The organism is Roseobacter insulae (assembly GCF_019375555.1).
Classification (GTDB): Bacteria; Pseudomonadota; Alphaproteobacteria; order Rhodobacterales; family Rhodobacteraceae; genus Roseobacter; species Roseobacter insulae.
Window position 1 is genome coordinate 60,162 of sequence record NZ_JAHXDN010000010.1, and the last position, 25,277, is coordinate 85,438.

Below are 25,277 nucleotides of genomic sequence, written 5' to 3' on the forward strand. Positions count from 1 at the left end.
AGGCTTTGCAAATTAATGTCAGGCTTCCTGCAGACCGTGAGAAGGCTGCGGTGCAATGACCAAATGGGGCCCGCTGATCGATCACACGGGCGGCGATTGTCCGCTGGAGCCTGGCACGTACCTGCGCGTCTATTCTGACGTGGGGGACATCAGTGAGGGTGTGCTGCAGGAGCGGTATGCACAGGGTTGGAACTGGTCCCTGCCCCCGGATCCGGACTTTGGGCATGTGTTGTGCTACCAGCTGCGATCGGAAAACCACCTGAACGATGTGGTGGCGATGATCCGCGACGTTGAGCCGGTGGCAATATGAGTGCGCTTGTCCGTCGAAAGCAACTGATCAACCACGATCCTGAAAATGGCAAATTTGGGGACTGCTACCGCACCTGCGTCGCCATGGTGATGGGATTGGATCCCGCAGAAGTGCCGCACTTCTGTGACGGCAACCCCGACGATGTAAGCGGAACGACTGGCCTGAGAAATTGGCTGGCACCGCAAGGATTGGGCGTTTTTCAGGTGATCTATGGTGCCGACACGCCCTTTCGCGACGTCATGTTTTCGCTGTGCCATCTTTCTCCCGAAATCCCAACAATCATCACGGGGATGGGGACGCGCGGCGTTAATCATTGCGTCGTTGCGATCGGCGGCGAAGTATTCTGCGACCCCTGCAATGGCAAACCTGTCAAAAAGCCATTCACCGGGCCGGCAGAACAAAATGACGAGGCGTGGTGGTGGATCGAAGTGATCGCCAAGGTGCCAACGCATGGATAACGGCTACGGATCCGCCCCCACCACCGAAGAGATCCGGGATGCGCTGGACAATGCACCGGAAATGCCCCCGGCTGACGGTGGGTCCAAACCCCCGGTCCAGCCGCCAAAACCGACAGGCGGCGGCCGCGGCGGCGCGCCAGGGCGCAAGAAGGGCGAGATCTTTGACGACTGCCCGGTGACGCCGTTGGGGATCAACGGCGATTATCACTATTTCCTCGACGCCAGCGGGCAGATGCGCAAGGCCAAAAAGCTGGACGGTCATGTGGCGATGTCCCTCTTCGGGCACGCCATTGGGCAGCTTTGCTACAATTTTGCCGAGTGGAAGAAGGAAGACAGCGGCGAGTTCGTGCGCAAGCCCGGCCGCTTCGACGCCTACAAGGCCGGGATGGCCATGTATACCGCGGTGGGGGAGCTTGGCCCGTTCAATCCGGACAATTCCGTGCGCGACGTGGGCGCCTGGACGGATGACGATGGCAACCTGATCTATCACACCGGCGATGTGATCTACTACAAGGGCGAAAAGCACAAACCCGGCCGCCTGGCGGGCAAGATATACCCCGCAAGGCCGCCGATCCCGCACCCTGGTGAAAGCGACACGCCCACCGATCCGGTGCCCGAGATCATGCGCACGCTGGAAACCTGGAACTGGACGGTGCCGGATGTGCACCCCTTTGTCGCCCTGGGCATGATCTGCGTGCAGATGTTGTGCGGGGCGCTGGACTGGCGGCCGGTGTTCTGGCTGCTGGCGCCAGCCGGCGCCGGCAAGTCCGAGCTGCAAAAGCTGATCAAGCTGCTGCATGGCGATGACGGGCTGATCCAGACCACGGACGCCACCAAATCCGGCATCACATCCAAAATCGGACAATCCAGCCTGCCGGTCGCGGTGGACGAGCTGGAGCCCGGTGACGAGCGATCCACAAAGGAGAAAGACATCATTGCCCTGGCGCGCGTGGCCGCGTCCGGCGGCGAATGGTTCCGGGGATCCGCGGATCAGTCTGGCGTTGGCGGCAAGGTCTATTCCGCCTTCCTGTTTTCCTCGATCCTGATCCCGGGCGTGATGAAGACACAGGATGTGCAACGCCTGATCCGCCTGGAACTGAAACCACTCGACGAGGGTATTGCCAAGCTGAACCTGCAGCCGCGCACCTGGCGCAGCCGCGGCGAGAAGCTCAAGCAGCTGCTGATGCAGCGCTGGGAGACCTGGCCCGAACGCCTGTCCATCTGGCGGCATGAACTGGAGGTCAACGGCGTCATGGGCCGCGATGCTGACAACTGGTCAACCGTGCTGGCAATGGCGGACATGGCGATGCAGGAGGCCATGCCAGACGAGGGCACCACCTCCAGCTGGGCCAAGAAGATCGCCTTTGTCGCCAGCGCCGGGCGCGAAGACACCATGAACGACGCCGATGCGATGGTTTTGCATTTGATGGGGCAACCGCTGGAGCCCTGGAGCCGTGGCGATCACTACACGGTAGCGCAGTGGATCCTTGCGGCGGCGAACCTGCCAGGTGCGCCCAAAAGTCTTGTCGCGCAGCTGAGCGGTGACAGCAGCTATGACGATGTGGACGCGAGGGAGCGTCAGAAACGGGCCAACGAGAAGCTGGCACGCTTTGGACTGCGGGTTGCCGGCACCAAGGCCGATCCGCTGCTATTCATCGCCAATAAAAAGATCCAAGGCCTGCTGGATCTGTTCAAGGGCACGGAATTTGCCGGTGGCGCGTGGTCGCAATCGGCCAGCCGGATCCCTGGGGCGAAGCCTGCCCCCAACCCCTTGACGCTTGCCGGTATTCCATCCCGCGGCCAATTGGTGCCCCTGTCATCAATTCCCGGTCTAAGCAGCCTGCCAATGGACGCAGCCACCGTTGCGGACGCTCCAGCGGGCCGCAAACCTACCTCAGACGTAGACGATTTCGGGTAATCTCATCATGGACCAACGCAACCCATTGAAATCGCGCCACTCTTTCCGCTTCCCCCTGACCCGCTTGGATGCCATTATTTACGCGCGACGTGGGCCATTCCACATGGGTCAGGGCCACAACGCCACAACGGTCAGAATATCCACCGTTGTGCCCCCCGTTGTGGGCTTTTCCGCTGTAATATCAAGCGGTTGCAGTCCACCCACAACGCCACAACGCCAAAACCGGGTTTCCTCACGTATGTGCATGCGCGCATGCGCGCGCACGTGTAAACATACGTTTTACCGTTGTGGCGTTGTGCCTTACCTCTATCCCCTTGAAAGATATAAAGAAAAGACCACAACACAGCCCACAACGCTTGGCTTTTTTGCCGTTGTGGGCGTTGTGGGCACCGTTGTGGTCATGCCTAACCACCTGAAAACACTTAAAAAAGGGGGTTTTTAGCGTGGCGAAGCCCAAAAACTCGTTCGAGGATCTGGCACGGGATGCTGCGAAGCGGATCGAGGACGCACGCGACCTGAATGATCAGCTGACGTTCCTGCCGGACGTGAGCGAGGCCGCCGAGCCGGGCGAAGGCAAGGCAGTGGGCCGTCCGAAGGGCGCACAGAACAAGGGCAGCAGCCAGATGCGCGAGTGGCTGGCGGCCAATGGGCACCAGATGCCCGAGGACATGCTGGCGCAGATGGCCGGGCTGAACAGCCGCGATCCGGCGATCGTGCAGGCGATGAACCAGACTGAGCAGGTGCTGGCCTGGGCGTTCCAGAACGCGAAGTGGCAAGGCGGCAAGAAGGACGGCCAGCGCATGCTGCCCACGCCCACGCAGAAGGTCGAGCTGTTCAAATCGCTCTACACGATCCTGCTGCGCGCGTCTGAGGCGCTGCTGCCCTACGGCACGCCGAAGGCCAGCCCCGATGTCCAGGTGAACCAGCAGACCACGGTGATCATGCCCGCGATGCCCAGCCAGCCAGGCGCCGATGCGCGCGTGGTAGAGGGCAAAGTGGCGCATCGGATGGTGCCTGCGGACGTGGCCGATGAAATGCAGCAAAAACAAGGGGTTACAAGATCGGATGCCGACAATCCGGAAAGTGAAATCCGGACGGATGAGGTAAAGCCATGAAAACGCAGGGAAAATCGCTTACGCGCCTACTGATCGAAAATCAGTTGCCCGCACAGCCGATCGCAGCCGCGACCCCCCGGGGGGGGACCCCTCCCCCTGCCTGTATGCCCCCCTGTCCGACCCCATACAACTTTCAGGCGAACGAGGCTCAAAAATGGCGCTGAACCTTGCAACTGGCCAATGGGGTGGGGGGTGGTTGATCCGCTCAACTGCCCATGAGGGGCAAGGAGGCGACGTGGGTGCGGGCACAGATGGCGCGGACATTGCGAATTGGGAGGCATTATCTGCGAAAGAGGCACTGTCGATCCTAGAGGTCGAAAATCCCGCTGACAACCTCCCTGACATCAGTTCAGAAATTTCGTTCCCTGGCCCGAAGGCGGAGGCATTCTATTGGAGCGATGACGATGTGGTGGGCATCCAAGGGCCTGTCGGATCTGGCAAGACCACCACGTTGATGAAATCGCGGCTCCGGCGCGCCGTAATGATGCCACGTTCCATGTCCGAACTGTACGCCTTGGTCAACGGCTTCTGGCAGCCAATCTCGAAGGCGGAAGCGACCAGCTATCGAGACCAAGGGTACGAAGTCGCCGGAATTCGCCGTTACAAAGTCCTCTTCATTCGCGAAACCTACCGGCAGTTGTGGTCCACAACCATTCCGAGTTATCTAGAAACCTTCCCCAAGGGGATGGGCACCTGGTCCGGTGGCCGCGGCGATCCCGTCACACATGTGATCCGGTTCGAGGATGAATACGGCCCGATCGAGTTCACGGCCGAGTTCATGGCCTTTGGCGACGACATCATCGCCTCAATGCGCGGTGTGCAGACCACGGACATCGTTCTGAACGAAATGGACACGATGCCGGTGGAAATCCTGACCGTGGGCATTGGCCGGATCGACCGTTATCCGGCGCGCGAGCACTTTGCCGGACTGCCGATCAATCTGCAGAGCTATGGCCAGATCGTGGGCGATTTCAATGCACCGGATGAAGACAACTGGACCTTTACGGTGTTCCACGACGAGGAACAGCGAATAACTATGGGAGAACAACTGTCAGCAGAATTGCCTGATGGTGTGGATCCAATAGTTATCCAGTTCTACAACCAGCCTGGCTATGGCGAGGAGGGGTGCGAAAACACTCAAAACCTATCGCCCAGCTACTACCCGCGCCAAATCGCTTCAATGAAGCTGGCTGGTCGCGGCGATATGATCAAGCGGTTGGTGCGGAACAAGATCACCTATCTGAAAGTAGGCGACCCTGTTTGGGAAGATGAATACAATTCCCGCATTCATGTATCAGATGAACCCCTTGTGCCGGAACCACGCATTCCATTGCGCATCGGTTTAGATCAAGGCTTCAAGGGTGCGGCTGTGATCGCTCAATACATGCCAACGCACAGGTGGCGGATTTATGCAGAACTGCACATGCCAAAAAAACGGCTGATGGCGGTGGCGTTCGGTAAGTTGTTAGCAGATCTGCTGGATGAAAAATTCCCAAATCACCGCGTTGAATTTGGTTTAGGTGACATGGCCGGGGAGCACGGATCCAGCACTGCCGCAGACGAAAATTCGACATGGAATTTACTTGTTGGGCGGACAGCAGGTTTTTCCGTGCGGCCGCAACGCATAGGCACGAACCGGATCCAGCCCCGTCTGGAGGCCGTCAGAGCGATGCTGGATGCCCCAGTTGAGCGGGGCCAGCCCGGCCTGTTGATAGATCCCAGCTGCAAATTCCTGATCCGAGGCTTTGAGGCCCGTTATGTTTGGGCGGAAGAAATCGACAAAAATGGAGATAAGCGAAAGGTTCCCAACAAGCAGTTTACCGAAGCAAACGTGCATGACGCGCTGCAGTACCTGACCTTAAGCGAACACCGTGCAGACGGAACCAGCCCGCAGAGCTTTCCGGGGGCTCCAGGGCAGCGCGGATCCGCGCGACCACCCCACCCCGGCAACCTGAAAGGTCAGCCTGGCCTGAACACCAGGTACGACATCCTCAACCCCTATGGAGACTGAAAATGGCGAAAACACCCACCAAATCAAAGGCGAAGGCCAAGCCGAAACTGGATATGCTGCGCGAGGCGGTCGATTTCATCGCCGCGCGGCCCGGCACATCCCCCGCGGCGCTTGCGGCCGAGCTGACGGAAACATTCAAGGCGAAATTCCGAACAACCAGCGAGGGCCGGCATTACCTGAAAATCGGTAACCTGGAAGCCGGTGCGCGCGGTGGCAGGGCCGGTGCGATTGAAAACTGGGCCAATGCGGCGCGGCGCACCCTGCGGGTGGCGGCGGCGTGAGTGTTTTAACCATGGATATGCTGCGCGAAGCCAGGCGGCGGGTGGGGCCTCCGCCACCTACGGACATTCAGGTGGGCAGCATGATCAAGTTTCGGGGTGCGCTTTTAGATCAAGGGGCGCCACTCACCGTTCCTGCCAGTGCTTTTGACAGTTGGACATTCGGCGGGATCCCTGTCCGTCTAAATCAAAACCTGCCCGAAAACATGGTTGTGATTTTGCAGGGTAAAAGGGTGGTCAGCATTATCAATTTGGACGAACCAAAATGACCATCGGCGTCCTGCCCCTCTCCCCGCATGCGGCCATGGCTGTTTTCCGCGATCTGGATCCCTGGGATCTGATCGAGGCGCAGGCAGTGCGCGGGTCGCAAGCCGATCACCTCAGCCTGTTCGCTGAGTGGTACGGCGCGCGGCATGCCCATGTTGTGAGCCATGTTCTGACCCAGGGGGCGACCCAAACGCCCTTTGCGGTGCTGGCGCTGGCGCACACCGGGCAAGCGGGGGTGGCGCAGGCCGCGTTGCTGGCGCGTGATCACGGCCGATATGCGAAATCACTGGCGCAGGCGGGTGTGATCATCCGCCAGCGTCTGCCGGCCGTCATGGCCGAGCTGGGCATTCACCGGATCGAGTGCCGGTGCCTGCAGAGACATCCAACGGCGCAGAGGTTCCTGCAACTGCTGGGGTTTCACAAGGAAACTGACATGCCAGGATTTGGCCTGTCGGGCAACATCACCTTTTGCCAGATGGCAATGGTGTCCCCTCAATCGAGCAAGAAGGACGATCCAAAATGTGCCTGATCAAAGCGCCAAAATCGGCGGCATCCAGCGCAATTGCCCCCCAGGCGATCGCATCCACGGACAACACTGAGGCCACGCAGACGGCAGACGCCGAGGCGCGCCTGCGTAAACGTCGCGGGGCGGCGGCAACGGTGCTGACAAGCGCCATCGGCATCCCCGCCAAGGCCCAGCTGGGGGCGACATCGTGAAAACCGCAGCGATCCTTGAAAAAGAGCCGCGCGCCCAGGCGGCCATAAGGCGCTGGGGCGAATTGAAATCCGAGCGTGGCCGGCATGAGCAGGACTGGGAAGACATTGCCCGGCTGATCCGGCCCCAGCGGGGCGGGTTCAAACGATCCGACCCGACCACCCGCGTGCATGAAAAGCCGCTTTCGTCCGAACCGATCATGGCGGCATCGGCCTTTGCGTCGGGCATCTATGCGGGGATCACCAACCCGGCGAACCGCTGGGCGGGCCTGCAGACGCCGGACCCGGATCTGAACAACTGGCAGCCGATGGCGGAATGGAACGACATCGTGACCCGGCGGGTGCTGAACAGCTTTGCGCCATCGGTTGCCAGTTTCTACCCGTCGACCTTCCAGGCATATTCCGACATTTCGGCCTTTGGGCAGGCGGCGGGCTATGACGAAATGGACGATCTGGACCGCAAGTTTGTCGACGTCACCATGTCGCTGGCCGAGGTTGTGGTGAGCATCGATGCGCATGGGCGTGTGGTCGAGGCGGTGCGCAAATACCGGCTGTCCGGCGCCATGGCGATCGGCATTTTCAAGCCGGAAATGCTGCCGGTCAAACTGGTGGAAATGGCCCAGAAGGGCGATCACACAAAAGTGGTTTTCTACACGCACATCCTGAAAAACACAGATTTCCGCACCGGGCGCATCGGACCGGGCGGCAAGCGGTGGCTTTCGCACACGGCGTGCGAAATGGAAGAAACGCTGGTGCGCGTCAAAGGCTATAACGACATGCCGGTGTATTTCCCGCGCTGGGACGTGGACAGCGGCCACACCTATGGCACCGGGCCCGGCTTTATCGCGCTGGCCAGCGCGCGGACCAATGACCTGATGGAGCGCGCCACGCTCAAGGCCGCGCAGTTTGCGGCGGATCCGCCCTGGCTGGCGCCGGACCGGGAGGTGTTGCCGCTGAACGGACGCATGCGGCCGGGTGAGGTTGTCTATGGGGGCACCACGATCAACGGTCAGGAGGTCCTGAAACGGGCACAGACCAATACGAGCATCGGCCTGACGATCGATGAAAAACGCGCCAAGGTCGAGGCGATCAAGGAGGCGTTCCATTACACGCTGATGTCGCTGAACGGGCGCACAGGGATCACCAACGACGAAGTGCGGATCATGGAGGAAGCCAAGCTGCGCAACTGGGCCCCGCATGCGGACCGGATCATGGAGGAATATGGCGCGCGCAAGGTGGAGCGGCGTTTCAAGCTGCTCTGGCGGGCCGGTCAGCTGCCGCCGCCACCCGAAGGGTTGCCGCCTGGCATGGGGCTGCAGGTGAAGTACCAATCAGCGGCCACCATGGCGATGCAGGCCAGCGAGGGTATTGCGATCCGGGCATTCATCGCGGATCTGAACCCCCTGATGCAGCTGAACCCGCGCTATGCGGACCGGATCGACCCCGACGCGCTGATCGAAAGCCTGCATGATGCTACCGCATCCCTGCCGGCCAAGATGCTGCGGTCGCGTGACGAGGCCGACGCGATGGCGCAGGCGCGTGCGGAGCGGCAGCAGCAGGCCGAGCAGCTGGCGCAGCTGGAGGCCGGCGCCGGCATCGCCAAGGACGCGGCGGCGGCTGGCGTGGATATGGCGCAGGTGCTGCCATGAGCCTTTGGAAAGGTGCCCTGCAGGGGTTTGCCAGAAGCTATCCGGGGGCATCCCGCGCGATGGTCCGTCGGTGGGCCAGGGCGTTCCGCGATCAGCCCGAGCTGGCGCATGACATCATCGCGTTGGGCGGCATTTGCCAGCTGCCCATCGCGCTCGACCCGCGGCAGGCCGATCTCGGCCCTGTCGATCCCGCACGGCTGAGTTTCGAATGCGGCCAGCGCGATCTGGCCGTAAAACTGCTGGCCCTGGGAAAAATCACACCCCACGACATCAACGAAATACTGGAGCTGACCAATGAATAAATTTCTGAACAACGTTTTTCCCCGCCCTGTCTGGAACGCCGAAGGTGGCGATGGGGGTGGCGGTGATGGTGGGACGGCAGATGATGCCGCTGCGGCCGCTGCCGCTGCGGCAGCCGCCGGTGATGGTGGCGATGGCGGTGCCGGAAAATGGTGGGAAAGCGACAAGTTTTCCGACGATCACAAAACCATGCTGACCGCGCGGGGGCTGACCGTGGATGACCCGCTGGACGCGGTGGCCAAGCTGGCGGATATGGAAGCCGCCGCCACCCGGAAGTTCGGCAAGCCGGCGGATCGCCTGATCGAAAAGCCCGAAGAACGCGGCAAGATTGCCGAGTGGCTGCGCCAGCACGGCGAGGATCTGGGTATTCCGGAAGCGCCCGACAAATACGATCTGAAAAAGCCCGAAAGCTGGCCGAAGGATCAAAAATGGGATGATGACCTGGAAGGTAAGGCCCGGTCCATCGCCTACGAGGAAGGCATGACAGGCCCGGCCCTGAACCGCATGACGGAGCTGTTCGCCGAACACATCGTCAGCCTGAACAAATCGGCGGAGGAAGCCGAGGCACAGGCGGTTACCGAAATGCTCGGCGAGCTGAGCAAGGACTGGGGGGAGCAGACAGAACCGCGGATCGCGCGGGCGGCACAGACGGCATCGGCGGTTGCGGAACTGGCCGGCATGAGCCCGGAGGATATGGGTTGGATCAGCGAAGTGCTGGGCAAGAAAGCGGGCGACGCCAAGGTGATCCGCATGTTCGATGCGGTGGGTCAGGCAATGTCGGAAGGCACGGATTTCAATCTGGGCGAGGGCAACAACAGCCTGGGGCAATCGCCCGCTGAGGCGCGCGCGGAGCTGGCACGCATGCGGTCGGCAGAAGGGGAATGGTACAAGGCTACTGCCAAGCAGGACCGCAATGAAATGAACCGCCTGAAACCAATCATGGACCGGCTGCAGAAAATCGCGTCCAGTTGATCAACCTGATTCCTGCCACGGAAGGTGCAGGCTAAGGAAGACGCCACCACCTCGGTGGTCGGTCTATTCGCCAGACGCTCACAGCAAAGGAGAGAAAGATGGCAAAATCATGTTGCCAAAACAATGATAACCGCGGTGAATACTCAAGCGTCAAGGGGTCTGTGGTCTACTGCAAAAAATGTGGTCGCACTGGCCGCGCCGTGACAGACAGATAGGAGGATTTCATGAAACTGCCCCGCACACTGCCTTTTCAGGTTCGCCGCAAGTGGGAAGCGCTGCAGGAACGCCGCGATGGCGCAACGTTTGCCGACATGTGGACGGAGCTGCTGGAGGAACTGGACGTGCGGGGCGTGTCGATCGAACGGCCGTTTGAGCCGGAACCTGAAAGGGAGAACCGATACTGATGACAGACATATTGAACCAAATCCGGGAAAAGTGGTTAGAAATTCTAAAAAACGACGCGCTGGAGATCACAGAAATAAGAATATGCGCTGATGTAGCTGACGAAATGTTTTCTCAAATTTCCACCGACAGACAGGTCCTTTTCAATTTCCCGCTCAAAGCAGGCGCGCCGATGGAGCTTATGGGGAAACCAATTGAGCTTGTTAAGCCGGGAGCGCTGCCCGATCCGGGTTGGGAGATCGTTTCCCGAGTAGTTTTAAATCCGCTAGGTGTAATTAGAGGGGATACTCCCTTTAGACCGCGATAAGCCCAAAATCCTGCGACACGGCAAAAAGGGACCGCTACATGTGGTCCTTTTTTCTTGACTTGTCGCAAAATATCAGGATGAAATCGCAGCCATTCAATCCGGGCGACCCTGCAGAGGGTCCGGTGCTGACAGGAAAGCTGTACGCTTAGGCCACGCAAGGCTCAGGTGCGGGTCCGGATCTCCGGGCGACCCCTCCGAAAATTCACAAAACTTGTTGATTTTCGAAGGAGGGGCAGATGTCCTATCAACAGAACGTAGAGCAGCACCACGTTGACCAGTACGCCGCGGATGTGCAGATGGTGGCGCAGCAGCTGCGCAACCCGATCCGGGATATGGTCACGATCGTGCCGGCATCCGGGGTGGCGCAGACCGCGTCCGAGCTGATCGGCGAGGCCGATTACCACGAGGCGGACGATTACGACCGCCGCAACCCGGACAACCGCAACGAGCTGAGCCGCCGCTGGCTGACCCGGCCCAAGGCGATCGAGCGCGGCACCTATATCGACACGGCCGACAAATTCGATCTGGCGCGGGATCCGACATCGGAGTACATGCGCAACAACGTCGCCGCGGTCGAACGCGGTTACTATGACCGTCTGCTTGGGATTTCAAAGGCCGCGGACGGCACTTTTAAGATCACCGGCGGCGGCATTCTGGGTTACGCCCAGGAGGGCAAGCGCCCCGGCACCAAATCCAGCCTGCCGGCCGGGCAGTATGTCGCGGCGAATTACAAGATCGGCGGAGGTGGCAGCGCCACCGGCCTGACCATGGACAAGCTGCGCAAGGCGAAACTTCTGCTGAACAAGGCGGAATTTGGGTTGGACCCGCAAAACATGGATCCCATGTGCGCGCTGATCTCGCCGGATCAGGTGGACGATCTGATTGCGATCGCCGAGCAGACCAAGCTGAACATCAACGCCTTTACCGTCGATCAGCTGGTCGATGGCAAACCGACGAAGCTGCTGGGCTTCACCTGGCTGGTGTCCAACCGCATCCCCTATGACAGCAACGGTGACCGCCTGTGCGCCTTCTGGGGCAAGTCCAACATCGTGGGCGGCGAATGGCAGGGTGTCGAAGGCGACATTTGGAACGACACAGCCGCCAAGAAACTGCCCTACACCTATGTGTCGGCCTACCTGGACGCGGTGCGTGTGCAGGACAAGGGCGTCGTTGTCGCGCGCTGCACCGAGGCCGCCTGACCGGCTGACCTGATCCGTCAGGCCGGTGCGCCGGCCTGACCCACCCCATCCCATGCCACGAGAGGACAAACATCATGGCAATCGTATCTGGTAAATCCAACCTGGTCAGCGATCCTTCGGATACTGACTATGCGCCTGCGGATCCGCAGGTGATCCGCGGCCGCCCGGTCTATGCGACGGGCACCGTTTCCAATCTCGCCAGCGACAACAACACGTCGAAATACAAGCTGGTCGAAATCCCGTCCAGCGCGCTGTTGCTGCCGGACACGTTTTTCGATGTCGAAAACTGGGGATTTGCCCAGGTGGTAATCGGCACGGAAACCGACACCGACGCGCTGGTCGATGTGCTGAAAAGTGCGGGCGCCATTCATGTGCCGGTCGCACAGGGCGATGCAAATCACGGCGTTGCATTCTGGCAGATCCTTGGACTGGCCAAAGACCCGCAAACCAAGATCGCTCTCTGGGCGCACGCAGAGGCCGACGCCACCGGCGCGGGGTCGATGCCCTTCCAGATCGCCTATCTGACCCACTGATCGCGCAGCCGCGTGATCGTCTGAACGAAGGGGCGGCACACCATGACGGAAATCAGCATCGCAGCATCGAGCATCGCGGCGCAGGCGTTTCGGTTCATGGAATTGTCGCCCCCCAGTTCGTTTCAGGACAGCAGCCCGCAGGCGGCCGCCGCCCTTGAGCAATACCCGCTGGCGCGGGATCTCTGCCTGGAATATTACGACTGGTCCTTTGCGCGCAAACACGCCACCCTGGCCCCGATCGCGGCCGCGTCGATCGAATACGTCGATCCGCTGCTGGCAGGCCAGTTTTCCGCCCCATCCGACATGATCAAGATCCGCAGCGTGGTGCCGGAGGACATCTCGTGGCGCATCGATGCGCGCCGGATTTTTGCCGATGTGATCGACAGCCTGACCATCCGCTACACCTTCCGGATCGAGAACGAGGCGGTGTTGCCGGCCGTTTTCCAGACGGCCGTATCTTACGAGCTGGCCAACCGGCTGGCTCCTTTTTACGTCTCGTCCCGCACGAAACGCGCGCAGATCCAGAGCAATGGCGTCGATGCGCTGGAAATGGCCAAAAAGTTCGACGGGCATACCGCATCCGAAAAACGATATGACGGGCACGATTATTTCGTCGACTGGGTAGCGGAGGCGACACGCTGATGCGCACCACCCCGTCACAGGCATCTTTCAGCAGCGGCGAGCTTGATCCGCTGCTGCATGAACGCCCGGATTACCAGCGGTTTCAATCCGGCCTGGCGGTTTGCCGGGGATTTGTACCGCTGCGGCAAGGCGCGTTTACGCGGTCTGCGGGGACGATTTTCAGGGCAGTGACGCGCGGGAATGTGCCGGGCCGGGTGATCCGGTTCGAGTTTGCCAAGAATGATGCCCTGCGCCTGGAGTTTACCGCCGGCTGGATGCGCGTCTGGCGCTACGGCGCGCTGGTGATGGACGGCGGTTCCCCCTACGAGCTGGCCATCCCCTACACGCTGGAGCAAATCCGGAAACTGCGCGTGGTGCAGTCCAAGGATGTGATCTATCTGGCGGATGGCGAGCAGCCGGTGCAGAAACTGTCACGCTTTGCGCTGGACAACTGGACCATTGCCCCGGTGGATTACACATCAGGTCCGTTCCGGGTTCAGAACCTGGACGAAGCCCAGACCATGCAGTTTTCCGCCGCCAGCGGCAGCGTCACCATCACCGGCACCGGCGATATTTTCGATGCCACATGGATTGGCAGTCTGATCCAGATCAAGCCCACGGATTTTTCAAATGTCGCGCAATGGACGGGCAACACCGCCACCAGCGTCAACACCCAGTTTCTGAGCGACGGGAACATTTACCGGGTCGCAGCCGGAACCAACACCGGCGTGACCCGGCCCACCCATACCGAGGGCACCCGCCTGACAGATGCCAGCCAGGGCGTGAAGTATGAATATCTGGGCGACACGACTGGCATTGCCCGGATCACGGCCGTGGCAAATTCCAATTCCGCCAGCGCCACGGTGATCAAGGCGATCCCGCAACCGTGCATCGATGACCCCAGTTATCGCTGGGCAGAGGGAGCCTGGTCGGACCGCCACGGCTACCCGGCGGCCATCGAGTTGTTCGATCAGAGCTTTGCGGCGGCGGGCACCACAGAAGAACCGCGCACGATCTGGTTTTCCACGCTGGGATTGCTGGAGGATTTTGAACCGAGCGTTGAAGCGGATGGATCCTTTGCCTATGCGATCGACGGCGGCGAGACCCAGAACAAGATCGGCTGGCTGAAGAAATCGAGCCGGGGAATTTACATCGGCGCGCTGGGTGACATTTATCGTGGCTATTCAAACGCCAGCGGCCAGCGCATCGGGCCCACAACCTTCGATACCGACCTGGAGGCAACAGACGGCGCCGGTGCTGCGCAGCCGATTGTGCCCTATGGCTACCCGATCCTGACCACCAAGGACGAAGGCAGGGTGCTGGAGATCCGCTATTCCTTTGAACAGGATGGCGGCGTGCCGCTGGAGTTGTCCTTGCCCGCGCAGCATCTGGGCGATCAGGGTTTCAAAGAAATGGCCTGGCAAAGTGCGCCGCTGCGCATCGCGAACATGCGACGCGGCAACGGTGATCTGGCCGTGATGATCTACGATCCGAATGAGGACGTGCTGGGCTGGGCGCAGTATCCGGTCGCGGGCGGCTTTGTGCATTCCATTGCGGTTGCACCCGACGCCACGGGCACACGCGACGTGCTGACCATGATCGTGGAGCGGCAGCTGAATGGCGTCACCACCTATTGCGTCGAGGATCAGGCACAGCTGTTCGGCGCCCTGCCCGGCATTGCCGCGATCGAGGATGCCAATCATCTGTTTTGCGCCAGTGTTTTCGATCTGGGCGTTGCCACGGATACCTTTGCAGTTCCACATCTGGAAGGCGAGGATGTTTACGCCTGGACGGATCAGGGACGATATGGCCCGCTGACAGTGCCGGCGGGCGGTGATCTGATCCTGCCGGCAGAGTGCCGGAAAGCCGTGATCGGCCTGCTCGATGAAACCCATTTCGTTGAAACCTTGGATATCCAGGCGGCAACTGAAAACGGATCATCGAAGGGGCGCAAGCGCCGCCTGCACACCGGCAGCGGCATCGGCATTCACCGGACCGCTGCCGGTGAGGTCGAAGGCGTGGAATACCATAGCGGCCGCGATGCTCTGCTGGAGAGCGGCTATGTGTCCCTGCTACCCCAGAGTGTCGCGGCAGATCTGACCACGGCCTACACCGGCATGGTCAAATCCGAGGCCGCCACGGGATACGCCGACCGGATTGGACTGCGGTTCCGCCCCATTGGCGGCGCGCCCATGACCATCACGTCAATCACGCCGAACGTCGAAGAAAGCGGGCCGTAATGTGCGAGATCATCTCAACCGCGCTGGCGGCATCAGGGTTTGCGGGCGGGGCAGCGGCCACCGGTGCGGCAGCAGGTGCTGCCACGGCGGGCGGCCTGTTGCAAACCGCCGGATTGCTGCTTTCGGTTGGCGGCACGGTTGCGCAGGCGGTATCCGCCAACAAGGCCGCGAAACAGACAGCTGCTGAGATCGAGGTGCAGCGCGCGCTGGAAAAGCGCATCAACGCCACCGAAGATCAGCGCGCGCGCCTGCAGTTTGCCAGCCAGATAGCGACGCAACGTGCAGAGCTGGCTGCACGCGGCGTGTCGCCCGACAGCCCCACCGCGATCCTTCTGGGTCAGACCGCGGCGCGCGAACTGTCCTTCCAGTCGCAATCGATCCGCAGCACCGGTGAAGCCACTGACCGCGAATTGAGCGCGACGGCGCGGGCCACCCGTGCGCGCGGGCGCCGCAACCTGCTGACGGGTAGCGCCAGTGCCGCAGGCAAGTTCCTGACGGCAGCCCCTGAAATCTGGCCGGATCTGTTGCCATGACCCTGACCATTCCCAGAGCTGGCATCAATGCGGGACGCGCCGCCCGTGTGCAGCCAACGGAAGCGGATGCCGCAGGCGCTGCGGTGGCACAGGTTGGCGATGCGATGCTGCAGGCCGGCGCGCGGCTGGAGAATGATCGCCTGTCGCGTGAAAACGCGCGCAACCAGGTCAGCCTGACCAAAGATCTGAACGATCTGCGGTTGCGCATGGAAAGCCTGGGCGATCCGGATCAGATCGATGCGGAATGGACCGCCGGGGTTGAAGCTGTCCGGCAGAAGTATGCCGAGGGTCTGACGGAAGATGGCCGCCCGATGGTGGATCCCAGGAACGCGGAAGCGTTCGGCCTTGCGGTGACGGACCTTGCGAGCCGGCACGGGTTTCAGATCGGTCTGAAATCGCTGCAAAAGCGGCAGAGCCAGCGCGCGGCGACCTACATCGACTATGCAGCCACGGCAACCCAGGCGGCCGTGGGCTCCGACCAGGACACGCGCGACACACTGATCGCCAATGGCCACCGGCAAATCGATGACATGGTGACCGCCGGAGTGATTTCTCCGGAACAAGCTGCGAAGCGCAAGATCGCTCTGGGTCAGGATATCGACAATGCCGCGGCGATCGGCATGGTGGCCGAGGATCCTGCAGGACTGATCGCCGCACTTGATGCTGGCGAATACAGCGCTCTGCCCGGTGAAACACAGGCGCGCTACCGGGTGCAGGCAAACGCCGCATTGGCTGCTCTGGAAGCGCAGGGGCGAAAAGAGGCAGAAAAGCTCCAGAGTGAGCAGCAAAAAGCCATCGGCCAGCGCCTCGGTGAAATCACCGACATTGCACAGGCTGGCCGGACCGCCGTTGACGAGGCATGGCTGGCATCGCCTGACGTCAAGGCGCATCCGGATTATGGCAAGGCCGTTGCGGCGATCGCGTTGCGCGATGCGACACCGCAGATCGCGCAGCTTCCGCCCGCCAAGCTGGACGAGCTGATCGCCGCCGAAAAAAACAGCAAGGTCACAAAAAAATTCCAGACCGAACGTCTGGAGGTTCTGCAGGATCTGCGCGCCAAAGCGGTGGAGCAGCTGGACAAGGATCCGTTGGCTCACTTGCAGTCCGTGGGCATCGACGTACCGGCGCTGCCCGTCTTTGACCCGGCCGATCCGGTGGCGTTCGGGCGCGCGCTGGCCGATCGTGTCGCGTTCAGTGAGCAAATCCGGATGCAGGGGTACACCACAGAGCGCCGGATTTTCGACAACGAGGAACGCGCAACCATCAAGGCGCTGGCGGCGGTGGATCAGGATCCGCAGACCCGCCTTGATCTGGCGGTGCAATTGACCGCCGGCTTGCCCCCGCAAAACGCCGACGCCGTGGCAGAAGTGATTGACGATCCGGTGTTTTCGCATGCCGGCAGCCTGGTCACGAACGGCGGCGCCCGCGCGCTTGGACTGGAGATCCTGCGCGGCCAGCAGGTGATTGCGGAAGAGAACCTGATTTTGCCCGGCGCCCAGAAACGCCTTGACCCCATTTACGAAAGCCTGGGCCCGGTATTCGCCGACCTGCCCGGTGGAGAACGGGTCCAGGCAAATGTGATGGCAGCAGCTGACGCACTTTATGCGCGCCGAGGGCGCGGCGTGGTTCAAAGCGATCAGGTCGACGAGGATTTGTATCGCCAGGCGCTGCATGAGGTCATGGGCGGCATCGGCCAGTTTGACGGTCGCAATGCTCAAGGCGGTGTGCAGGAAGTGCGCGACAGCTTTACCATATTGCCCATGGGGATTTCCTCTGGCCAGGCCGAGGACGCACTGGAAAGTCTCGGAATGCGCAGGCGCCAGGCTGTAGAAAACCAGCCCCGATCGGGACGTGGTTTCGAATTTGATCCTGCGTTTTTGTCGGAGCAGCTGGCCCGCGTAGGGAGCGCAGGTAACCCGCCAGTCATTGCTGGCCAGCCGATTGATCGCACCACCCTGGATAACCTGGAGCTGCAAGCCGTTGGAGATGATCGGTTCATCTTCACCTACCGGGTGAGCGACGACCGTATCACGACACTGCAAACCGCGGATGGCCAGACCTATGAGTTCAGCCTGCGCGCCCTGATCGGCGAGGCGCGGCCATGACCTTCATGTTGAAAGAAACCGGCACCCGGAGAGATCCGCCCGCACTGACGGAGCAGGTGCCGACATACGGCGAACAGTTCCGGGCGCAATTTGGTGCCAGCCAGATCGAGCAGGACGCCTGGAGCAAAAGCAATCGCGTGCGGCGCGAGGTGCGTGACGAATTGAGCGCCGCGCTGGAAAGCTTCCAGATCCCCGAGGATCCAAATCGGCGCCAGAATGCCCGAACCGGAAAATCCCGTGAGTTCCGCGAACGGGCACTGCTGGAGCAAGTCGAATTTCGCGCCGCCGAGGATCCCGAAAGGTTCAAGGATCTGCCGAAAACGCCGGAAGAATTTCGCGCCGAGGTCAACCGCAGATTGCTGCAGGAATACGAAGGTCTTATCGGCACGGCCGAAGCCGGGCCAGCTGACCGGATCGGTGCGCGGACCCTGGGCACGCTGGCATCAGGAGCCGCAGACGAGGCCACAATACTCACTCTGCCGTTAGGGGCAGGCGCAGGAAGTATGGCGCGGGTCATAGCAGTGGAAGCCCTGGCCGGTGCGGGCGGCGAGGTATTCATGCTGCCCCGGCAATTCCGGATGGCGGAACGTCTGGGCATCGACGACCCGAATGTACCGTTGCAACTGGGCATTGCTGCTGCCACCGGCGGTATTCTGGGTGGCGGGCTCATCGGCGCAGGCCGGTATCTGACCTATCGTCAGGGCAAGGCGGCGGCGGTGGCCGAAGGCCGGCCAGAAGGGCAGGATCCCATCGAATACGAGCGCGCGGTGGAGGAAGCCGAGGACCAGCTGCGCCGTGGCGATCCGCCGGCCCCCGAAAAACCTGCACCAACCGGGCGGCCACCCGCGATGTCAGATTTCGATTTTTCGGCCCGAGGCAACGCCTCGCCCAACGGCAACCGCGTTGGTTATGTGTTCGGGCGGCTGCTTGAGCTGGGCTATGAGCCACATATTGCGGCCGGTTTGACCGGCAATCTGATGCAGGAAAGCGGCGCCGGTCTGCACACCGCGGCCGTAGGTGACAACGGCAATGCGTTTGGCATGGGCCAATGGAATGGGCCGCGCCGCCGCGCCTATCTGGCTTTCGCTCGGAAGTCAGGAAAGCCGCCCGAGGACCTGGACACACAGATTGCGTTTCTGGATCTGGAGCTGCGCACAACCGAAAGCGCCGCGATGGAGCAGATCCGGCAGGCGCCCGACGCGCAAACAGCCGCGCGCATCGCATCGGAAAAATTCTGGCGCCCCGGCGTGCCGCATCTGACCAACCGCATGCAGTTTGCGAGATCCCTGGCGGATCAGTTCGAAGCTGGCCAGATCCCGCGCTACAACGGCAAGGCCCCCCTACCCGCGTCTGACGTGCCTCAAATCACCGGGCCCACATCGCGCGGCTACACCGGCGAGGGATCCGTGACGGCGGGCGACGATCTGACGATCGATGTCAGCTACCAGGTCGTCGATGCCAGCATTCTGCGCCAGGCGTCCGGAGATCTGCAGCCCCGCGATCGCAGCCGCGCGGCATCCGACGAGCAGATCGCTGAACTCGCCGCCCGTCTGGACCCGATCCGCCTGATGCCCTCGCCGGAGGCCGATCGCGGCGCGCCGATTGTGGCACCCGATGACATCATTGAAAGCGGCAACGGCCGTGTACGGGCAATCCAGCGCGCCGCCGAGCGCTACCCAGATCGTTTCCAGGCATATGTCGATCAGATCAAGGCAGCCGGATTTGAAGTGCCCGAGGGTGTTACGACCCCGGTTCTGATCGCGCGCCGCACCACGGATCTGGACCTGCCCGGCCGACAGCGATTTGTGCGCCAGGCCAACAGCAGCGCGGTCGCGCGCATGTCCGCAACCGAACGGGCGGCAGCCGACGCCCGCGCGATCGATGAAGACACCGTGCGCCTGTTCGAGCCGGGTCAGTCGATGAACGCGGCCGCCAACAGGGCATTTGTGACCCGCGCGCTGAAATCGCTGCCCCAAGCAGAACGCAACGCCCTGTTCGACAGCACCGGCGCCCTGAACCGCGAGGGTACGCAACGTCTGAGCCAAGCGCTTTTTGCGCGGGCCTATGACGCCCCGGACATTCTGGCCCGCTTCACCGAAACCGACGCCGGCGAATTCCGGTCCCTGCTGGACGCGCTGAGTATGGCAGCACCGGAATGGGCCGCTTTGCGCGCCGATGTGGCTGCCGGCCTGGTCAAACCGGAAATGGACATCACGCCGTTTGTGCTGGATGCGATGCGCACCATCGCAGCGGCGCGCGACATCGCTGCGAGAGAGGGCGGATCTGCAGCGGCAGTCCTTGACGAGCTTCTGGACCAGGTGGATTTGCTTGAAGGCGCTCTGGCGCCCCTCACAGTCGCGCTGGTGCGCAAGTTCGCCCCCGGTGGCCGGGCAGTCGCCGCAGAACGCACAGCCGCTTTCCTGACCCGCTACGCGGCCGAGGCGCGCAAGGTCGGCACCACCGAGGCGGGATTGCTGGGCGATGGCCCTGACGTGGCGGATGTGCTGCGCGCGATCGACCGTGAAACCTTCGCGGATCTGGAAGACATCGGGCGGCCCATGGCGCGGGAAACCCCCGATCCGGGCCGTGCTGGTATCAGCGCCGCTGAACTGGAACGGTTCGATGATGGCGCGCAGGGGCCGGATCTGCAGGATGCCAACGCGCAGTCAATCCGGGAATTGACGGAGCAGGCAGAGCGCGGTGCCCCTGCCCTGACGGATGTTTCGGATCCCGTCGCCTTCGATCGGGATCTGCGCATGTCGCAGCCTTTCGATGATCTGGACGGGCTATATCGTCTCGCCGGCGAAACCCAGACGGAGCTGGAGGCCATCGGCCGCGCGATAAGTGATGAACTTGGCGTCGAATTCAAATCGTCTGGCCTGAAAAAGCGGGCCACAGCGGAAGAAAAAATGCAGCGCAAGCGCTACAGCAGCCCGCGGCAGATCACGGACATCGCCCGCGGTGGGTTCGTTGCGCGATCGGCAGACGAGGCTGACAGGATCGTTGCCCGTCTGGCCGAGGTTGCGGATGTGGTCGATGAAGGTTGGACGGTAAAGCCTTCGGGTTACTTCGACAGGAAGGTCATACTTCGCGGCAGCAATGGTGTGTTGGCGGAAGTGCAGATCTGGGCCGACAAGCTGCTGGAGGCCAAGAATTCCAGCGGCCACAAGCTGTATCAGCAATCCCGTTCGTTGACCGATGATGTCGCGATTGCGGAACTGGATGCGCAGCAGGCGGCGCTCTATTCCGCCGCCATTGAGGCGTCGGACCCGTCTTTCGCCGCGTTGGCCGGTAGTTCAAACTCCCCGAAAGTCGTGGCGAATTTTGACTTGAGCGCGGCTAAATCCGGAACAACAGATCCGGAATTGAACACGTCACGTGCATCGACGGGCTCCCAGTCAGCACCAGGTTCAAGCAATGCAAATGCTTCTGAGGGCGAAACGAGAACCGCCGGTCGCCCGTCCCAGTCTGCAAATACCAATGATGTCATGGGGAATACCTCCAGTGCAAATATAAGCGCTGATGGAGCTGATGGCAATACATTGCCGGATCTGGGCGCCGTGCGCGAGGAATTCGACCTGGCAGGGGTGGATCTCCGCGAAATCTCATTTGAAGACGATAACGGTGTGATGGTGAGCATGGCCGATTACCTCGATGATCTGGAGCAGGATGCCACGCTCAAAGCTGCCGTTGATGCCTGTACCCTGGGGAGGGCGAGCTGATGGCCAATATCCACGATTGCCTGCAACGGGCGATGGACGCGGGTGAGGTTGACACCACGCGCGGGAAAGCCACACAGGAGCGTTACGATCAGCTGGTAGCCAGGTATGAGCAGGTCATGCCACGGCACCAGGCTGAGGCGGCGGCGGGGCTGGATGTGAAAGAGGCACTTTCCGCAGCCCTGCCGTCGCGACAGCACAAGGTCATCGCGCAGCTGCAGACGATGCGCCGGATGCAGGCGTTGATAACTGCAGCGCCGGATCCTGCGGTAGCAATCCGCAACCTGATCGAATTCAGCGATGGCAGCGGTTTCACCGGTGAAAGCGTCCGTTCGCTGAGTGAGGCGCTGGTGCGGACTATCGACGGGAACTTGCAGGAATTCCTGCGCGCCAACGGTCTGAACGTGGTGGGCAGCCAGAAGAACAAGGCGCTGCTGGCCGATGTCATTGACGAGTTGCACGGGACAGCGACGGGCAACCAGCGGGCCGGCGATCTGGCCGCGGCGGTCAGATCCGAACAACAGCGCCTGCGCCGGCTGTTCAATGCGCATGGCGGCGACATTGGCGAACTGGCGGATTATGGTGCGGCGCACACCCATGACGTGGCGCGCCTGCGCAAAGCCGGTCCCAGGGCGTGGAAGGACGCTGTGCGCGACCGGATCGACTGGACGCGCATCAAGGATTTTCAGACCGGCAAACCCTTTGCGAAGTCGCCCACCGATCTGCCCGACCCGGTGCGCGTGGATGCATTCCTGGATGATGTCTACCAGGGCATTGTGACGCGCGGCTGGGACAGTCGCGACCCGACCATGAGCGTGGGCGGCAAGGCGCTGTATAACCAGCGGGCCGAACATCGCGTGCTGCACTTCAAGTCCGGCCGTGACTGGATGGCCTACAACCGGGATTTTGGCCGGTCTGACCCCTTTACCGCGCTGATCGGCGGCCTGCACGGCATGGCGCGCGACGTCGCCCAGATGCGTGTGCTGGGCCCGAACCCGCGCATGGGGCTGGAATTTGCAACTCAGGTTGCCACAAAGCAGGCGGTTCTGCGCGGCCAGTTCGACCTTGAAGGTCGGATCCAGGCGCAAGGCAGGTTGGCCAAAACGATGCTGAGCCATTTTGACGGATCCGCAAATGTCCCGGAGAACGCGGCCTGGGCCAGTTTCTTTGGCGGCACTCGCAAGGTGCTGACTTCGACGAAGCTGGGTTCAGCCCTGTTGTCGGCGGTCACTGACAAGGCAACGATGCACATGGCCGCCAAGGCCGTAGGCATGAACCCTTACAACGTGCTGACCACATCGACAAAACTTATGGCCAGTGCGGCGACCCGGCGCACGGCCGCGCAGATGGGGTATATTGCCGATACCCTGGCGGACATGGGATCCACGGCCGCGCGGTTCACCGGCGAAACCTTCGCGCCCGAGATCACCGAGCGCCTGAGCGGTGCCACCTTGCGCCTGAGTGGTTTGTCATTCTGGACCGACATGAACAAAACCGCGTTTCAGATGGAATTCGCGGGCTTCATGGCGGAAAACGCCGACCGGGCTCTGGCCGACATTGACCCGCTGCTGCGCCAGGTCCTGGAGCGGCGCGGGATCAGCGCGGCCGACTGGGACCAGCTGCGCAATCCCGCCACGATGTTCCGCGCCGATAATGGCGCCACATTCATGTCACCGCTGCACTGGCTCAACCACCAGAGCGCCATGCCGGCGGCCGAGGCCGAGGGCCTGGCATTGCGCCTGCAAATGGCGATTGAGGAACAGCTGGAGTTCGCCGTGCCCACGGCCAGTCTTGAGGGGCGTGCGCGACTGCAGGGGTCTGCTGCACCCGGCACCTTCGCCGGTGAACTGTTGCGGTCAACCACCATGTTCAAGTCCTTTGCCCTGTCCCTGACACTGGGTCAGATCAGGCGCGTCGCGGCCTTGCCGACGCTGAAGGACAAGTTGACCTATTCGGCGCAGATGGCTGCTGGCCTGTTCATCCTGGGTGGCGTCGCCGTGCAGTTGAAGGAGATCGCCAAGGGCCGTGACCCGCGCCCGATGAACACCGGGGCCTATGCCATGGCGGCCATGTTCCAGGGAGGCGGCCTGGGCATCTTCGGTGACTTTTTCGCGGCAGAAACAAACCGGTTTGGCGGCGGGCTGGCGTCCACCCTTGCCGGGCCGGTGGCAGGCTTTGCCAGCGATGTGATCAACCCCGTGGCATCCAACCTGACCAGCCTGGTTGAAGGCCGCGATACCGCCCTGGGCCGGGATGTCGCGAATTTCGTGCGGTACAACACGCCGGTGCTTTCCAGCCTCTGGTATCAGCGCGTGGCCTTTGACCGCGCGGTGGCCGACCAGCTGCAGTTGCTGCTGGATCCGGAAGCGGAAGCCAACTGGCGCCGGCAGGAGCGGCAGCGAGACCGCACCTATGGCAACACCGCCTGGTGGCAGCGCGGCGAAATCACACCGGAGCGCGCGCCCGATCTTTCCAACGCATTTGAGGGGGCCCCATGACGACTGAAGCCTTTACACCCACACCGATCCGCATCATCGCGGGCACCGGCCCCTACAGCGTCGATCATCCCTATCAGGAGGGTGGTCTGATCGTTCGGGTGCTGGGAACCTCAACGATCACCGTGCTGGATCCCGCCGATTACACCGTCAATCCTGTCAGCTCGGACATTACGGGCGATGTGACCCTCAGCGTGGGCGCGGCAACGACCTACGCCGGGGATGACCTGCAGATCCTGCGCAAGACAAACCCCGAACAGGGCTGGCAGGGCCAGGGTGGCGCGCGCGAGAAGTCGCTGGAGGCGCAGCTGGATATTGTTACGCAGGCCATTCAGGACACCGAGGCAGAGCTGGACAGAACGTTTAAAGTCGCCAGCGGCGTCATTGGAGATCTGCCTGGCGATCGCGCCGGCAAGGCGTTGATCTTTGACGTAGATGGCAGCCCGATCCCGGGCCCGGATGCTGATGCGATCACCGACGCGCAGGCCAATGCGACGCTCGCAGCACAAGCCGCGCAGGACGCAGCAGACGCGGCCGCGCTTGCAGCCACATTCGACCCGGCGAATTTCCAGCCGGTCGATGGGTCGCTGACGGCACTGTCCGGCGCGCCCGTTGGTGCCAAGGGGCTGGAACTGCTGGCAACAACAGGGGGCACACAAATTCGCGCGATCGCCGGCATCGTGAACGGGCAACTCTGTGGTGTTGGCGAGGTCTCACTACACCTTCGAGGCGTCGTTCCGGCGGGCAAAATGGAACTTAATGGTGCGCCCTTTCCATATGACGACTTCCCGGAGCTCGGGGCCTACATGGGATACAACCCCGGTGACAGCGTGCCCATACCCGATGTTCGCGGCTACGGGCTGCGGTTCTGGGACAACGGTCGTGGCATCGACATTGGTCGCGTGATTGGCAGTCTGCAGGCCAGTCAGGTCGGCAACCACCTTCATCCGGTTGCGGGTCAGATTGCCGACGGCAATGGGACGTTCAATGGTGGGTACAGTGATCTCGGTTTTGCCCCCGATGGTCCTGCCTACTACAGCGGAAACACCACAAACAATCCGACAGGCGGTGGCGCCGAAAACATCATGCTCAACGCAGCCTTCATGGCTTGCGTGCAGTTCGAGGCGTAGA

General features: G+C 61.9%; 23 protein-coding genes. All 23 read left to right on the plus strand.

Going from position 1 to position 25,277, the window contains the following annotated elements; all coding sequences use genetic code 11:
* The first annotated feature begins 55 nt into the window (after positions 1-55).
* Complete coding sequence (locus KX928_RS23265) at positions 56-310, plus strand: hypothetical protein (RefSeq protein ID WP_219507815.1); 255 nt, start codon at positions 56-58, stop codon at positions 308-310.
* Positions 307-768: a hypothetical protein gene (locus KX928_RS23270; RefSeq protein WP_219507818.1), complete on the plus strand. Its 462-nt coding sequence runs from the start codon at positions 307-309 to the stop codon at positions 766-768. Before KX928_RS23265 ends, KX928_RS23270 begins: the two co-directional genes overlap by 4 nt.
* A complete protein-coding gene (locus KX928_RS23275; RefSeq protein ID WP_219507820.1) occupies positions 761-2,686 on the plus strand; it encodes a hypothetical protein in 1,926 nt (641 codons plus the stop codon). The genes KX928_RS23270 and KX928_RS23275 overlap by 8 nt, the downstream gene beginning before the upstream one ends.
* Before the next feature lie 443 nt (positions 2,687-3,129).
* Positions 3,130-3,801 (plus strand): hypothetical protein, encoded by a 672-nt coding sequence (locus tag KX928_RS23280; protein WP_219507822.1) that lies wholly within the window; start codon positions 3,130-3,132, stop codon positions 3,799-3,801.
* Between the two features lie 154 nt (positions 3,802-3,955).
* Positions 3,956-5,812 carry a hypothetical protein gene (locus tag KX928_RS23285; RefSeq protein WP_219507825.1) on the plus strand — a complete coding sequence of 619 codons (1,857 nt, stop codon included), beginning with the start codon at positions 3,956-3,958 and terminating at the stop codon, positions 5,810-5,812.
* Positions 5,813-5,814: 2 nt separating this feature from the next.
* Entirely contained in the window at positions 5,815-6,093 is a 279-nt protein-coding gene (locus KX928_RS23290) for a hypothetical protein (protein WP_219507826.1), read from the plus strand.
* A gap of 11 nt (positions 6,094-6,104) precedes the next feature.
* Positions 6,105-6,359, plus strand: a complete 255-nt coding sequence (locus tag KX928_RS23295; RefSeq protein ID WP_219507828.1) for a hypothetical protein — start codon at positions 6,105-6,107, stop codon at positions 6,357-6,359.
* On the plus strand, positions 6,356-6,886 hold the full coding sequence (locus tag KX928_RS23300) for a hypothetical protein (RefSeq protein WP_219507829.1): 531 nt from the start codon (positions 6,356-6,358) through the stop codon (positions 6,884-6,886). The genes KX928_RS23295 and KX928_RS23300 overlap by 4 nt, the downstream gene beginning before the upstream one ends.
* A complete protein-coding gene (locus KX928_RS23305; protein WP_219507832.1) occupies positions 6,877-7,074 on the plus strand; it encodes a hypothetical protein in 198 nt (65 codons plus the stop codon). The genes KX928_RS23300 and KX928_RS23305 overlap by 10 nt, the downstream gene beginning before the upstream one ends.
* Complete coding sequence (locus tag KX928_RS23310) at positions 7,071-8,720, plus strand: portal protein (RefSeq protein ID WP_219507834.1); 1,650 nt, start codon at positions 7,071-7,073, stop codon at positions 8,718-8,720. The genes KX928_RS23305 and KX928_RS23310 overlap by 4 nt, the downstream gene beginning before the upstream one ends.
* The gene (locus KX928_RS23315; protein ID WP_219507836.1) at positions 8,717-9,022 is read left to right on the plus strand and encodes a hypothetical protein; all 306 of its coding nucleotides are present in this window, start codon (positions 8,717-8,719) and stop codon (positions 9,020-9,022) included. Before KX928_RS23310 ends, KX928_RS23315 begins: the two co-directional genes overlap by 4 nt.
* Positions 9,015-9,992 carry a hypothetical protein gene (locus KX928_RS23320; RefSeq protein WP_219507838.1) on the plus strand — a complete coding sequence of 326 codons (978 nt, stop codon included), beginning with the start codon at positions 9,015-9,017 and terminating at the stop codon, positions 9,990-9,992. Before KX928_RS23315 ends, KX928_RS23320 begins: the two co-directional genes overlap by 8 nt.
* A 224-nt stretch (positions 9,993-10,216) precedes the next feature.
* Positions 10,217-10,396, plus strand: a complete 180-nt coding sequence (locus tag KX928_RS23325) for a hypothetical protein (RefSeq protein ID WP_219507840.1) — start codon at positions 10,217-10,219, stop codon at positions 10,394-10,396.
* On the plus strand, positions 10,396-10,701 hold the full coding sequence (locus KX928_RS23330; protein WP_219507842.1) for a hypothetical protein: 306 nt from the start codon (positions 10,396-10,398) through the stop codon (positions 10,699-10,701). Before KX928_RS23325 ends, KX928_RS23330 begins: the two co-directional genes overlap by 1 nt.
* A gap of 236 nt (positions 10,702-10,937) precedes the next feature.
* The gene (locus KX928_RS23335; RefSeq protein ID WP_219507844.1) at positions 10,938-11,900 is read left to right on the plus strand and encodes a phage capsid protein; all 963 of its coding nucleotides are present in this window, start codon (positions 10,938-10,940) and stop codon (positions 11,898-11,900) included.
* Positions 11,901-11,974: 74 nt separating this feature from the next.
* On the plus strand, positions 11,975-12,433 hold the full coding sequence (locus KX928_RS23340; RefSeq protein ID WP_219507846.1) for a hypothetical protein: 459 nt from the start codon (positions 11,975-11,977) through the stop codon (positions 12,431-12,433).
* Positions 12,434-12,475: 42 nt separating this feature from the next.
* Positions 12,476-13,075, plus strand: a complete 600-nt coding sequence (locus KX928_RS23345) for a phage connector family protein (protein WP_219507848.1) — start codon at positions 12,476-12,478, stop codon at positions 13,073-13,075.
* Positions 13,075-15,294 carry a phage tail protein gene (locus KX928_RS23350; protein WP_257884047.1) on the plus strand — a complete coding sequence of 740 codons (2,220 nt, stop codon included), beginning with the start codon at positions 13,075-13,077 and terminating at the stop codon, positions 15,292-15,294. The genes KX928_RS23345 and KX928_RS23350 overlap by 1 nt, the downstream gene beginning before the upstream one ends.
* Positions 15,294-15,827 (plus strand): hypothetical protein, encoded by a 534-nt coding sequence (locus KX928_RS23355; RefSeq protein ID WP_219507851.1) that lies wholly within the window; start codon positions 15,294-15,296, stop codon positions 15,825-15,827. Before KX928_RS23350 ends, KX928_RS23355 begins: the two co-directional genes overlap by 1 nt.
* Complete coding sequence (locus KX928_RS23360) at positions 15,824-17,932, plus strand: hypothetical protein (protein ID WP_219507853.1); 2,109 nt, start codon at positions 15,824-15,826, stop codon at positions 17,930-17,932. The genes KX928_RS23355 and KX928_RS23360 overlap by 4 nt, the downstream gene beginning before the upstream one ends.
* Positions 17,929-21,654 (plus strand): phage tail tip lysozyme, encoded by a 3,726-nt coding sequence (locus KX928_RS23365; RefSeq protein WP_219507855.1) that lies wholly within the window; start codon positions 17,929-17,931, stop codon positions 21,652-21,654. The genes KX928_RS23360 and KX928_RS23365 overlap by 4 nt, the downstream gene beginning before the upstream one ends.
* Positions 21,654-24,149: a hypothetical protein gene (locus KX928_RS23370; RefSeq protein ID WP_219507857.1), complete on the plus strand. Its 2,496-nt coding sequence runs from the start codon at positions 21,654-21,656 to the stop codon at positions 24,147-24,149. Before KX928_RS23365 ends, KX928_RS23370 begins: the two co-directional genes overlap by 1 nt.
* Positions 24,146-25,276, plus strand: coding sequence for a hypothetical protein (locus tag KX928_RS23375; RefSeq protein WP_219507859.1), 1,131 nt, complete (start codon positions 24,146-24,148; stop codon positions 25,274-25,276). Before KX928_RS23370 ends, KX928_RS23375 begins: the two co-directional genes overlap by 4 nt.
* The last annotated feature ends 1 nt before the right edge of the window (position 25,277 follow it).

Excerpts from the sequence above, each read along its gene's own strand:
- KX928_RS23265 (WP_219507815.1), top strand. The coding sequence starts at position 56 with ATGACCAAATGGGGCCCGCTGATCGATCACACGGGCGGCGATTGTCCG.
- KX928_RS23270 (WP_219507818.1), top strand. The coding sequence starts at position 307 with ATGAGTGCGCTTGTCCGTCGAAAGCAACTGATCAACCACGATCCTGAA.
- KX928_RS23275 (WP_219507820.1), top strand. The coding sequence starts at position 761 with ATGGATAACGGCTACGGATCCGCCCCCACCACCGAAGAGATCCGGGAT.
- KX928_RS23285 (WP_219507825.1), top strand. The coding sequence starts at position 3,956 with ATGGCGCTGAACCTTGCAACTGGCCAATGGGGTGGGGGGTGGTTGATC.
- KX928_RS23290 (WP_219507826.1), top strand. The coding sequence starts at position 5,815 with ATGGCGAAAACACCCACCAAATCAAAGGCGAAGGCCAAGCCGAAACTG.
- KX928_RS23295 (WP_219507828.1), top strand. The coding sequence starts at position 6,105 with ATGGATATGCTGCGCGAAGCCAGGCGGCGGGTGGGGCCTCCGCCACCT.
- KX928_RS23300 (WP_219507829.1), top strand. The coding sequence starts at position 6,356 with ATGACCATCGGCGTCCTGCCCCTCTCCCCGCATGCGGCCATGGCTGTT.
- KX928_RS23305 (WP_219507832.1), top strand. The coding sequence starts at position 6,877 with ATGTGCCTGATCAAAGCGCCAAAATCGGCGGCATCCAGCGCAATTGCC.
- KX928_RS23315 (WP_219507836.1), top strand. The coding sequence starts at position 8,717 with ATGAGCCTTTGGAAAGGTGCCCTGCAGGGGTTTGCCAGAAGCTATCCG.
- KX928_RS23320 (WP_219507838.1), top strand. The coding sequence starts at position 9,015 with ATGAATAAATTTCTGAACAACGTTTTTCCCCGCCCTGTCTGGAACGCC.
- KX928_RS23325 (WP_219507840.1), top strand. The coding sequence starts at position 10,217 with ATGAAACTGCCCCGCACACTGCCTTTTCAGGTTCGCCGCAAGTGGGAA.
- KX928_RS23330 (WP_219507842.1), top strand. The coding sequence starts at position 10,396 with ATGACAGACATATTGAACCAAATCCGGGAAAAGTGGTTAGAAATTCTA.
- KX928_RS23335 (WP_219507844.1), top strand. The coding sequence starts at position 10,938 with ATGTCCTATCAACAGAACGTAGAGCAGCACCACGTTGACCAGTACGCC.
- KX928_RS23340 (WP_219507846.1), top strand. The coding sequence starts at position 11,975 with ATGGCAATCGTATCTGGTAAATCCAACCTGGTCAGCGATCCTTCGGAT.
- KX928_RS23345 (WP_219507848.1), top strand. The coding sequence starts at position 12,476 with ATGACGGAAATCAGCATCGCAGCATCGAGCATCGCGGCGCAGGCGTTT.
- KX928_RS23350 (WP_257884047.1), top strand. The coding sequence starts at position 13,075 with ATGCGCACCACCCCGTCACAGGCATCTTTCAGCAGCGGCGAGCTTGAT.
- KX928_RS23355 (WP_219507851.1), top strand. The coding sequence starts at position 15,294 with ATGTGCGAGATCATCTCAACCGCGCTGGCGGCATCAGGGTTTGCGGGC.
- KX928_RS23360 (WP_219507853.1), top strand. The coding sequence starts at position 15,824 with ATGACCCTGACCATTCCCAGAGCTGGCATCAATGCGGGACGCGCCGCC.
- KX928_RS23365 (WP_219507855.1), top strand. The coding sequence starts at position 17,929 with ATGACCTTCATGTTGAAAGAAACCGGCACCCGGAGAGATCCGCCCGCA.
- KX928_RS23370 (WP_219507857.1), top strand. The coding sequence starts at position 21,654 with ATGGCCAATATCCACGATTGCCTGCAACGGGCGATGGACGCGGGTGAG.
- KX928_RS23375 (WP_219507859.1), top strand. The coding sequence starts at position 24,146 with ATGACGACTGAAGCCTTTACACCCACACCGATCCGCATCATCGCGGGC.